At 53.2% G+C, this 11656-nt stretch carries 9 protein-coding genes; all 9 read left to right on the top strand.

All coding sequences use genetic code 11. From position 1 onward, the window contains the following. Window positions 1-75 precede the first annotated feature (75 nt). The gene (locus H583_RS0100830) at window positions 76-1362 is read left to right on the top strand and encodes an ABC transporter substrate-binding protein (RefSeq protein ID WP_028558809.1); all 1287 of its coding nucleotides are present in this window, start codon (window positions 76-78) and stop codon (window positions 1360-1362) included. Window positions 1363-1440: 78 nt separating this feature from the next. Next, window positions 1441-2328, top strand: a complete 888-nt coding sequence (locus H583_RS0100825; protein ID WP_051235810.1) for a carbohydrate ABC transporter permease — start codon at window positions 1441-1443, stop codon at window positions 2326-2328. 20 nt (window positions 2329-2348) lie between these two features. Continuing rightward, window positions 2349-3176, top strand: coding sequence for a carbohydrate ABC transporter permease (locus tag H583_RS0100820; RefSeq protein ID WP_051235809.1), 828 nt, complete (start codon window positions 2349-2351; stop codon window positions 3174-3176). 39 nt (window positions 3177-3215) lie between these two features. Beyond that, entirely contained in the window at window positions 3216-4241 is a 1026-nt protein-coding gene (locus tag H583_RS0100815) for a LacI family DNA-binding transcriptional regulator (protein WP_028558806.1), read from the top strand. Window positions 4242-4270: 29 nt separating this feature from the next. Continuing rightward, window positions 4271-5221 carry a carbohydrate kinase family protein gene (locus H583_RS31500; RefSeq protein ID WP_051235808.1) on the top strand — a complete coding sequence of 317 codons (951 nt, stop codon included), beginning with the start codon at window positions 4271-4273 and terminating at the stop codon, window positions 5219-5221. Continuing rightward, window positions 5221-6504, top strand: a complete 1284-nt coding sequence (locus H583_RS0100805) for a glycoside hydrolase family 125 protein (RefSeq protein WP_028558805.1) — start codon at window positions 5221-5223, stop codon at window positions 6502-6504. The genes H583_RS31500 and H583_RS0100805 overlap by 1 nt, the downstream gene beginning before the upstream one ends. Before the next feature lie 58 nt (window positions 6505-6562). Then, the gene (locus H583_RS0100800; RefSeq protein ID WP_028558804.1) at window positions 6563-9649 is read left to right on the top strand and encodes a glycoside hydrolase family 2 TIM barrel-domain containing protein; all 3087 of its coding nucleotides are present in this window, start codon (window positions 6563-6565) and stop codon (window positions 9647-9649) included. Between the two features lie 58 nt (window positions 9650-9707). Continuing rightward, window positions 9708-10649 (top strand): aldo/keto reductase, encoded by a 942-nt coding sequence (locus H583_RS0100795; protein WP_028558803.1) that lies wholly within the window; start codon window positions 9708-9710, stop codon window positions 10647-10649. Then, window positions 10646-11416: a sugar phosphate isomerase/epimerase family protein gene (locus tag H583_RS0100790; RefSeq protein WP_245585811.1), complete on the top strand. Its 771-nt coding sequence runs from the start codon at window positions 10646-10648 to the stop codon at window positions 11414-11416. The genes H583_RS0100795 and H583_RS0100790 overlap by 4 nt, the downstream gene beginning before the upstream one ends. Window positions 11417-11656 lie beyond the last annotated feature (240 nt).

Genomic DNA, 11656 nt, shown 5'->3' with positions numbered 1-11656 from the left:
AATGCTAAGCGCAAGAAGAATGAAGGATTTGTTTCACTCAATTTCTTACCGAATACGAATAGGGGGAACACACCGATGAAATTCAAAGCCTACTCCAGCGCACTGCTGGCACTCTGCTTCATACTTGTCATGACTGCATGCAGCTCGAACTCCGGCCCCACGCAAGGAACGAACGGCTCTGACGGCAGCAAAGGAAATGAAAAGGTTACGCTGAAAATGTGGTATTGGAACGGAGCGATCTCCGACTCCACGATCGAGGCTGCCAAGGCGAAATTCCCGAATATTACGTTGCAAGCGGAGAAGCTGCCATCTGGCGACGACTACCTGACCAAGTTGAGAACGACGCTAGCCGGAGGCGGTACTGGCCCGGATATCGTAGCGATGGATGCCTGGATTTCCTCGATGATTACGTACAAAGATAAATTTGTGAACCTGTACGATCAGGGCGCACATGATATTGAGTCCAAATATCTGGACTGGAAATGGAAGATGGCGACCGACGCTGAAAATAAATATCTGATCGGCCTGCCGATTGACGTTGCGCCAGTAGTACTCTACTACCGCACGGACCTGTTCCAACAGGCTGGCGTGCCTAGCACTCCGGAAGCGATCCGCAATGAAGTGAAGACGTATGAGGATTACCTGAGCCTGCTGAAAAAAGTTAACGAAGCTACAGGCACCAAGACAGGAACGATCGCAGATGTATTCGGCTTCCTGCTGGGACAAAGCCCTGAGAAGTTCTTCGACAAGGACGGCAACTATATTGGCGACCAGGCAGCTGTCAAGAAAGCCTGGGACGGAGCTGTCAAAGCGTTTCAGGAAGGTCTGACTTTCCAGACATCCAATGATACAGAGAAAAATGCAGCGATCAATGGCGGGAAAATTTCTTCTTTCGCCGGAGCTTCATGGGTCGTGGGTGACCTGACGAGCGCAGCGCCGGATACGAAGGGCAAATGGGGAATTGCGTATCCGCCGGGAGGCCCGGGCAATCAGGGCGGTTCCTTCTTCGGTGCTCTGAAATCTACGAAATACCCGAAAGAAGCGTATGAAGTGATTCAATTCCTTACCAGCCCGGAGAACCTTCTGACCGCTTATAAGGAATTCGGAAACTATCCGTCCACGCCGGAGATCTATGACAATCCGGAGATGGAGAACAAGAATGACTTCTTCGGCGGCCAGGATCTGAGTGTGGTCTATGGCGAAGCGGCCAAGGACGTTATCATCGCACCTACGAATCCGCAGGATGACATGGTGGCGAATTCCCTGATTGATTCGCTCAAGGAAGTGGACGGCGTCAAGAAAGACCCTGAACAAGCCTGGAAAGAAGCACAAGCCAAGATCAAACGCCAGCTTTCGAGATAAGCAAGTATCCGGCTGGACTCAAATAAAGGGTGGGGGAGGACGAGCCTCCCCGCCTCATCCTATTAACGGAGGCATACTATGGGAGCCCTTTTAAAAGAAATTTACAAGAGCAGAACGTCGTACCTGTTTATTTCACCCTTCTACATCCTGTTCCTGGTCTTTGGACTGTTCCCGCTGTTCTTCTCCATGTATCTGGCGGTCCATAGCTGGGACGGCATCGGGGAAATGAAGTACGTCGGCGTCGGCAACTTCATCTATATGTTCAATGACCCGACCTTCTGGCAGGCTTTGGTGAACAACGTCGCGCTCTGGCTAATGGGCAATGTGCCCATGCTCATTTGCGCACTGGTCATCGCCTTTTTCATCAACCATACGCTGGTCCGGTTCAAAGGCTTTTTCCGGATCGCCTTTTTCCTGCCGAACATTACGGCCATGGTGGCCGTGGTTATTATCTTTCAATCCCTCTTCGGGAATGAATACGGGCTGATCAACTTCTTCCTGGTCAAACTTGGCATGGAGAAGATCGCCTGGCTTAACTCCAGCACGGGAGTCCGGACGGCGATTGCATCGATGATTACGTGGAGATATCTGGGATACAACGCGATTATCTATCTGTCCGGCCTGCAACGGATTCCGAAGGACTTGTATGAAGCGGCAGAGCTGGACGGGGCAACTACATTCCAGACCTTTACGAAGATTACACTGCCCATGCTCAGATCGATCATCCTGTTTACGGTTATGATGTCCACGATTGGCGGTTTTCAAATCTTTACCGAACCACAGGTTCTGGCAGGGAACTCTCAAATGCCATATCCGGGGTCGGACACAGTGGTGCTCTATATGTTCCGTGAAGGCTTCAACTACCAGCATTATGGCTATGCGGCATCTGTGTCATGGATTTTGTTCGTCATTATCGGGATTTTGTCGATTGTAAACTGGAAGTTCTTTAACAAGTCGGAGGATTAGTGAAAAGAGGTGAACAGCAAATGAATGTTGAAATCTTATCGAAGAAAGTTTTTTTTCACGCTGTATTATTGCTTGGTGTCGTGATTTCCATATTTCCGTTCTACTGGCTGGTGGTCATGGCCACCAATGAGACCAGTGCAATGTTCGCCTTTCCGCCCAAGCTGACCTTCGGCAGTTATTTCGTGGAAAATTTCAACAATGTCATGCAAAACATGAATTTCTTCCGTGCGCTCCTCAATACCGTATTCGTGGCTGTTGTCAGCACAACGCTGCAGTTGTTCTTCAATTCTCTCACAGGCTTCACGTTTGCCAAGTTCAAATTTCCGGGCTCGAAGGTTCTCTTCTTTATTCTGATTGGAACGATGATGATTCCCGGGCAGATGGTGCTGGTGCCGCAGTTTATTATTATGAAGAACCTGGGCTTGCTGGGAAGCTATATTGCGCTGATTCTGCCCAGCATCGCGACAGCGTTCGGGATCTTCTGGATCAGGCAGTATGCGCTGGCGATCTATGATGATCTTCTGGAAGCGGCCCGCATCGACGGCTGCAACAAATTCGGACTTTACTGGCATGTGGCCCTTCCGGTACTGCGGCCTGCGCTCGCATTCCTGGCAATTACGACCTTCATGGGCGTATGGGAGGATTACCTGTGGCCTCTGATTGTATTGACGGATACCTCGAAATTCACGTTAATGCTGGCGTTGCAGCAGCTGAAAACGGTCCATACGGCGGATTATTCCATGGTTATGACCGGAACCTTGCTGTCTACAATTCCACTGATTGTCTTCTTCCTCATTGTCAGCAGGCAGTTCATCGCCGGAATTATGGAGGGGGCGGTCAAAAGCTAACGCACAGACCCAGTTATTAGAGAAGGTAGGGTGACAACGATGGCGCCTAAAATTAAAGATGTTGCCAAAAGGGCAGGCGTATCCGTGACGACGGTCTCCAGAGTATTAAATGATGAGAAATACGTAAAAGATGACTTGAAGGCCAGAGTCCGGCGGGCCATTGATGAGCTCGGCTATACGCCAAGCCATATTGCACGGAGCCTTGTCCGCAAAAAGACGAATCTGCTCGGGGTCATTGTCCCGGATATTACGTCCAGTTTCTATTCAACGATTCTCAGCAATATTGAGAAGACCGCGAGCCTCAACGGCTATAATCTTATCGTCTGCAACATCATTGAGGATATCGATAAAGAGTACAAGTATTTGCAGGTATTCAAGGAGATGCGGGTGGAAGGCATTATTATCATGCACGAAAAGCTGAATGATGAAATCCGCGAGCTGATCGGCAAGCTGGATATTCCGATTATTTTCTCCAGCGTCAAGCCGGTTGACCAATCGTTCATTTCGGTTATTATCGATGACTATCATGCAGCTTATGATGCCACACAGTACCTGATTCAGCTCGGCCATGAGCGGATTGGCTTTATCGGCGGGGACATGCGGGATATGACCTCGGGGCAGAACCGGTATGTCGGCTACACGCAGGCATTTCAGGACAGCGGCCTGGAGATTGAAGAAGAATATATTTTTTTCGGGGATTACAAACCGCAGAGCGGCTATAACGTCATGAAGGAAATGCTCAAATGCGAGCCGCGGCCGTCAGCTGTGTTTGCTGTCAGTGATGATATGGCTGTGGGTGCGATGAACTGTATTCATGATCATGGCCTGAGTGTGCCGGAAGATATCTCGGTCATCGGATTTGACGGCAGCCAATTGACAGATTTGGTGCGTCCGCGCCTGACCTCCATGGAACAGCCGATTGATGAGATGGGCAAGGTGACGGTGGATACGTTATTGGATTTGATTTCAGATGAACCGAAGGGCGCGCAAGAAGATGTCATTCTAAAGCATAAGCTGGTCGAGCGCAACAGCTGCCAGCCATACAAAAACCGCACGAAAGTTTAATCATAGCGGATTGGAAGAGGGAGACAACGTTGAAAACATTTGATGCGGTAGTAATTGGCGATGCGAATATTGACCTGACCGTTGTAGGGGCGAATGAAATTCCCCTCCCCGGACAGGAAGTGCTCGTGGATCATGTGATGTTGCATGTTGGCGGCGGGGCGGCTGTTTTTTCACTCGCTCTCGCCAAGCTCGGCCTCCGCGTCGCCTTTAACGGAATACTGGGCGATGATATGTATGGACAGTATGTACGGGCTCATTTTGCCAAATATGGAATCGATACCAGAATGATTAAAACAAGTCGGCTCCATCAGACCGGAATCTCGATTGCCTTTAATCCGGATACGGACCGGTCGTTCATTACCTATGCGGGAACGAACATGGAGCTGCGGATGGATCAGCTTGATTTGGAACAAATTTCCGAGGGACGCCATGTCCATGTGACCGGCTACAAAGGGAGGAGCAACCATGAGCCGTATATGGCGATGGCCAAGGCGCTGAAAGCGAAGGGCGTTACCCTCTCCTGCGATGTGGGCTGGGATGACTCCGGCGAGTGGTATAAGGGCGTCTTCGAACTGATGCGCTATATGGATGTATTCCTGATGAATGAAACCGAGGCGCTGCATTATACAGGCCTTGACGATATAGAGGACAGCATGCGGTATATGGCTCAATATTGCAGCCACGTCGCGGTCAAGCTCGGGCCAAAAGGGGCCGCCGTCATGAAGGACGGCATTCTGACCCGCCAGGGGGCTTATCCGGCAGAGGCCGTCGATACGACAGGAGCAGGCGACTGCTTCAACGCCGGTTATCTGTTCGGGTTTCTGACCGGCCAGGGTGTCGGGGACAGCCTGAGTTACGGAAACGCCTGCGGAGCGCTGTCAGTCGGCGCATATGGCGGCAGCACCGGTTCACCGGATGCAGAAGCGTTGCGGGCCTTTGTTGCCGGACATGCACAGCCATTGAAGAAAGGGGTGGAATAATGATGCAGCTTCCACGTTCAGTCCATTCACTGCTTGGGGAAGCAGATCAGCGGCTCGCGGGGTATCCGAAGCTGCGCGAGATGTTCAGAAATTGTTACCCCAATACGCTGGAGACGACTGTTGCGATGCAGCCGGATGGAACGGCATTTGTAATTACCGGAGATATTCCGGCCATGTGGCTTCGCGATTCCAGCGCACAGGTGAGGCATTACTTGCCGCTTGCCGCGCAGGACGAGGAACTTCAGGGGATTCTGGAAGGCCTGATCGCCAGGCAGATCGATTGTGTTCACCTTGATCCTTATGCCAATGCCTTCAACGCCGAACCGAACAATAACCGATATGATGAAGACTTGACCGAACTGACGCCATGGATCTGGGAACGCAAATATGAGATCGATTCCCTCTGTTATCCGATCCAGCTCGCTTATTTATATTGGAAGGCTACCGGACATGCAGAGGTGTTCACGGAGAAATTCCGCGCCGCCGCGGACATCATCCTGAAGCTGTGGCGGACGGAGCAGCGGCATTTTGAGGAATCCCCATATCGTTTTGCCCGTACAGATTGCCCGCCAAGCGATACGCTGCGCAACAACCGGATGGGGATGCCGGTGAATTATACGGGGATGACCTGGTCGGGTTTTCGGCCAAGCGATGATGCGTGTACATTCGGCTACTTGATTCCCTCCAACATGTTTGCGGTGGTCGTGCTGCGCTACCTCGAAGAGATTGCAGAGACAGTCTGGGAGGATGCGGAATTTGTGCGGCTGGCTGCCGGGCTGCGGGAAGAGATCGATTTTGGCATTCAAAATTATGGCATTATTCTGCATCCGAAGTACGGTCGCATTTATGCGTATGAGACAGACGGCTTCGGCAATTACAATCTGATGGACGACGCCAATGTGCCAAGCCTGCTCTCCATTCCATACCTCGGTTATACGGATGCGAGTGATCCGGTGTACCAGAATACGAGACGGTTTCTGCTGAGCAGCGATAATCCCTATTACAATGAGGGACGCTATGCCAGGGGGATCGGCAGTCCGCATACGCCGAAGGGTTATATCTGGCCGATCAGCCTCGTGATGCAGGCGCTGACATCAGATGACCAGGCGGAAATCCGGGAGCTGCTGGATATGCTGCAGCAGACCGATGGCGGCACGGGCTTTATGCATGAAGGATTTGATCCGGACAATCCGGCCAACTATACAAGACCCTGGTTCGCCTGGGCCAACAGTCTGCTCGGGGAATTGCTTCACCGCCTGATGCAGGAAGGATTCTTTGACTAAAGATGCTTTGATTAATGATGCTTTAATTAACAACGCTTCTCAAGGAAGGGGTATAGCCATGATTCAAATCAACCGGTACTGGGAAGACCTGAATGTGCTGCAAGTAAACCGGGAGCCAGCCCGGGCTTATTATATTCCCTATAAAGACGAAGGGGGCGCAAAAGCCCGCAAACGCGGCCGTTCCCCGTATTACCAGCTGCTGAACGGTATGTGGAAGTTTCAATATTACCGCAGTGTTGCGGATGTGCCGGGGGAATTTTACAAGGCGGATGCCGACACCTCGCAGTGGGATGATCTGATCGTGCCATCCTGCTGGCAGGTCAAGGGCTATGACCAGCTTCAATATACGAATCTGAATTATCCGTTTCCTGTCGACCCGCCGTATGTTCCGAATGACAATCCGGCCGGATTGTATGTGCGGGAGTTCAATGTTGCCGGGCAATGGCAGGACAAGGAGAAGTACATCGTCTTTGAAGGCGTGAATGCCTGCTTCTACCTGTGGGTGAACGGCGAGTTTGCCGGATACAGCCAGGGCAGCCGGATGCCGGCCGAGTTCAATCTGACGGGCCTGCTTCGTCCGGGCAAGAACCGGATCGCGGTCATGGTGCTGAAATGGTGTGACGGCTCCTATCTGGAAGACCAGGATGCGTGGCGCTATTCCGGCATCTTCCGGGATGTCTACCTGCTGGCGAGAGATGCCTCTCATGTGCGGGATGTGTTCAACCGCCAGAGCTTTGAGGACGGATTCTCCAGAGCTGTGCTGACGACGGAGCTGGAGACGACGGGCCCGCTGGACGTTCGTGGGGAGCTAAAGAACGCAGACGGCAAAATCATCGCTTCAGGACAGGCTGTCATTGACGGAAAGGGGACGCTCCGCTTCGAGGTGGAGCAGCCGCAGCTGTGGAGCGCCGAGCGAGCCTATCTGTATCGGCTGTATATTCACAGCGGCAATGAGGTGCTGCATTTCCATGTCGGGTTCCGGCAAGTATCGGTATCCGGGGGCGTATTTCATATCAATGGCAAGCCGGTCAAGCTGAAAGGTGTGAACCGCCATGATTCCCATCCGGAGCTGGGGCAGACGGTTCCGGTGCAGCATATGATCCAGGACCTGGAACTGATGAAGCGTCATAATATTAATACGGTTCGCACTTCGCATTATCCGAATGATTCCCGGTTCATGGAGCTGTGTGATGAATACGGCTTTTATGTCGTCGATGAAGCGGATCTGGAATGCCACGGCATGGGGATCGCGGGACTGGACTGGAGCAGTACAGATATTCATCGGCTGGCGGAGAGTCCGGAGTGGCGCGATGCTTTTCTGGAACGGGCAGTGCGCCTGGTAGAGCGCGACAAAAACCATCCATGTGTTGTGATGTGGTCACTCGGCAATGAGTCCGGCTACGGTGCCAACCATATTGCCATGGCAGAGTGGACACGCGGCCGTGACGGCTCGATTCCGGTCCATTATGAAGGCGCGGCACCCATTAATAAGGGCAGCGAAGATACTGCATGTCTCGATGTAGAGAGCCGGATGTATGCGTCTGTGCCGGATATTGTGGCTTATGCAGATGATGACGCGCAGACGAAACCGCTGTTCCTGTGCGAATACAGCCATGCGATGGGGAACGGGCCGGGAGATTTGCATGAATACTGGGAAGCGATCTACAGCCATCCGAAGCTGATGGGCGGCTGTGTCTGGGAATGGTGCGATCACGGTATTTTGACGCATACAGAGGACGGAACGCCATACTTCGCCTACGGCGGCGATTTCGGGGACAAGCCGAATGACGGCAATTTCTGTATCGACGGGCTGGTCTCACCGGACCGCAAGCCGCATACCGGGCTGCTGGAGTTGAAGCAGGTGCTGGCGCCTGTACGCATGGAGGCGGAAGATCTGCACCAGGGTACGGTCAAAGTCAGCAATCTGTATGATTTTATAGACCTGTCCCATCTTGATCTGCATTGGAGCGTGGAAGCGGCTGGCGTGGCTGTTCAGCAGGGGCGTATTGAATCGCTTCCTGTGGCGCCTCAAGCCACTAAGATCGTTACCGTACCGTACGAACTTCCTGCTGCGGGAGAAGGCGAATATGTACTGACCTTATCCTTGAGGCAAAAGGAGGATACGCGCTGGGCGGAAGCGGGCTATGAGCTGGCCTTTGCCCAGTTGGAGCTGCCCGTGCAGCAGACGGGTGAAGCGGAGACGAATGAAGCGCAAACGGATCAAGTGCAAAAGGATCAGGCGAAAGCCTCGGGATTCCGGGCTGCACATCCGCTTCAAGTTCTGCAACAAGGCGAGCTGCTTCATGTGGAGGGCTTTGATTTCCGTTACGAATTCCATCTGGGCAACGGGATGATCCAGGGGATCACCCGCAATGGAGTGCCATTGCTTCAAAAACCGGTCACGTACAATATCTGGCGTGCTCCGATCGACAACGACATGCATGTGAAGGAAAAATGGCTCGATGCCGGGTATGACCGCGCAGTCACGAAAACTTACGGTTGTGAATGGACGCAGGAGAGCGATGGTGCTGTTACGGTGGAGAGTGCGTTCTCACTTAGCGCAATCGGCAAGTTTCCGCTTCTGCGGGGAAAAGCACGCTGGCAGGTTGCGGCTTCAGGAGAAGTTGCGCTCAGGCTGGAGGTGCAGCGGAACGACAAATTGCCGTATTTGCCGCGCTTCGGGCTGCAGATGGTGCTGCCGGAGGATATGACGGAAGTGGAATACGATGGATTTGGACCGCATGAGAGCTATGTCGACAAGCGCAGAAGCGTACGCAAAGGCTTGTTCCGCTCCAATGTGCGCGAGATGTCCGAGAACTATGTCATGCCGCAGGAGAGCGGCTCCAGATACGGAACCGAATGGGCGATTGTCTCGAATGTGCAAGGCATGGGGCTGCGGTTTGCGGCGTCAGCGGCGGACAGCTTCTCCTTCAACGCGTCCCGCTATGCGCCGGAGGATCTTGCTGCCGCGAAGCATACGTGGGAGTTGAAGGAACGGAAGGAGACGATCGTTCAGCTGGATTACAAAATGAGCGGGATTGGATCTAATTCCTGTGGTCCGGAGCTAAGTGAGGCCTACCGGTTGAATGAACAGGAGTTTGCGTTCGAGCTGACACTTGCCCCGGTGTTCCGGGAGGATGAGTAGCAGACGATTGCTGGAGCAGGCGTTCGGGATGTGTTGAAGCCAAAAGGAGGATTGCACAATGAAGGTTATGCATATTGCGGGAGTGGACAAGCCGATTTCCCGCCTGTTCATGGGAACCGGAGATTTGAGAAAGCTGGAGGAGCCGGAGCGGCTGATGCTGGACGCCTATATTGAGGCCGGAGGCAATGCATTTGACACCGCGCATCAATACCGGGGCAGGGAGCAACTGCTCGGACAATGGCTTGCGGAGAACAATCTGCGGGACAAGGTGGTCATTCTGTCCAAGGGCGCCCATCATGACGACGGCAGCCCGGGACCGCGGGTCAATCCGCAGGCGATACGCAAGGATCTGCTGGAAAGTCTGGAGCGGCTGGGCACGACGTATGTGGACCTGTATGCCCTTCACCGTGACGATCCCGGCGTTCCGGTCGGACCCATTATGGAGGAGCTGAACGAGCATCTGGCTGCCAAGCGGATCGGGGCGATCGGGGCCTCGAACTGGAGCCATCAGCGGATTCAGGAGGCCAATGAATATGCGGCAGCCCATGGTCTGACCGGATTTGCCTTCAGCAGCCCGAACCTCAGTCTGGCCAAGCCGAATGAACCGCGCTGGGAGGGCTGTGTCTCGGCAGATGGCGATACCTGCGCCTGGCATGCAGCGCATCAACTGCCGCTGCTGTCCTGGTCTGCTCAGGCAGGCGGTTTCTTCTCCGGTTACTTCACGCCGGACAACCACTTGGATGAGGAGATGGTGCGCGTGTATTACAGCGGGGACAACTGGGAGCGGTACCGCCGTGCGGTGCAGCTCGCAGAGGCGAAGGGCGTAACAGCAATCCAGATCGCCCTGTCCTATGTGCTGCATCAGCCTTTCCTTACCGGGGCCATTATCGGGCCGCGCAATCCGGAGGAGCTGAAGTCGTCGGTAGAGGCAATGAACCTGCCGCTGACACCGCAGGAGGTCGAGTGGCTTGATCTGGTCAAGGAGGATATCGGACAATGACAATCAGGCATCAGTTGGCTGCGCAATTATCTACGGTGAGATATCAATTAAAGGAAGACTTCGAGGGCGTGCTGAGAGAGCTGCATAAAATGGGCTGGACAGCGGTGCAGATCGATGGCCTGCATGGCAATCCCGCCAAGGATATTGCCGCCATCATGAACGAGTTGGGTCTGAAAACCGCAGGCATGCATGTGGGCTTGGAGCGGATGAAGAATGATCTGAAAGCGGTTCTTGAAGAAGCGGATTTATTCGGCACGAAGGACTTTATATGTCACTCTCTGCCTGACGGCCTGCAAACACCTGAAGGCTATGCCAGCGTCCGCAGCGATCTGTTGCATGTGGCGGAGCAGGTGAAGGGAACCGGATACAGGGCTGGCTATCATAATCATGATTTTGAATTTCATACCCGGATTGAGGGGAAATACGCCCTGGAATATTTGCTTGAGGATCACTCCGTTCATGCAGAGCTGGATACGTACTGGATTCGCAAGGCGGGACTCGACCCGCTGGAATTCATCCGCAATTATGCCTTCCGCATGCCGATTTTGCATTTGAAGGATATGACAAGCGATGAGCGGGAATACTTTGCCGAAATTGGCACAGGCGTCATCGACTTCTTGCCGATTCTCCGCTGGGGCTTGCAGAACGGGGTGGAATGGTTCGCCGTGGAGCAGGATTACTGCCCGGGCAATCCGCTGGACAGTCTGGCGCTCAGCCTGGAAAATCTGCTCAAGCTGGAGGGGCAGCTCGGACTCGATAAAAATTGAACCATACAAACGGAAGCCGGATTGCCCAAGTGTGAAATGATTCTGGAGGAAATCCGGGAATAACAGCGATCGGTATTACACTACGGCCTTACTTGAAGGAAGACTTTGCCGAAATTGGCACAGGCATCATCGATTTTGTCCCGATTCTCCGTTGGGGCTTGCAAGTCTTTCGTTCAAAATAAATAGATCGGATAAGACAATGGCATTTGGCATGAACAGAGATCAGAAAGGCAGGTGTGG

Source organism: Paenibacillus pinihumi DSM 23905 = JCM 16419 (genome assembly GCF_000422505.1).
Classification (GTDB): Bacteria; Bacillota; Bacilli; order Paenibacillales; family Paenibacillaceae; genus Paenibacillus_D; species Paenibacillus_D pinihumi.
Note: the sequence above shows the minus strand (reverse complement) of the source record. Positions and strands in the feature narration are given on the sequence as shown.

Excerpts from the sequence above, each read along its gene's own strand:
- H583_RS0100805 (WP_028558805.1), top strand. The coding sequence starts at position 5,221 with ATGATGCAGCTTCCACGTTCAGTCCATTCACTGCTTGGGGAAGCAGAT.
- H583_RS0100790 (WP_245585811.1), top strand. The coding sequence starts at position 10,646 with ATGACAATCAGGCATCAGTTGGCTGCGCAATTATCTACGGTGAGATAT.
- H583_RS0100820 (WP_051235809.1), top strand. The coding sequence starts at position 2,349 with ATGAATGTTGAAATCTTATCGAAGAAAGTTTTTTTTCACGCTGTATTA.
- H583_RS0100825 (WP_051235810.1), top strand. The coding sequence starts at position 1,441 with ATGGGAGCCCTTTTAAAAGAAATTTACAAGAGCAGAACGTCGTACCTG.
- H583_RS0100815 (WP_028558806.1), top strand. The coding sequence starts at position 3,216 with ATGGCGCCTAAAATTAAAGATGTTGCCAAAAGGGCAGGCGTATCCGTG.
- H583_RS0100830 (WP_028558809.1), top strand. The coding sequence starts at position 76 with ATGAAATTCAAAGCCTACTCCAGCGCACTGCTGGCACTCTGCTTCATA.
- H583_RS0100800 (WP_028558804.1), top strand. The coding sequence starts at position 6,563 with ATGATTCAAATCAACCGGTACTGGGAAGACCTGAATGTGCTGCAAGTA.
- H583_RS0100795 (WP_028558803.1), top strand. The coding sequence starts at position 9,708 with ATGAAGGTTATGCATATTGCGGGAGTGGACAAGCCGATTTCCCGCCTG.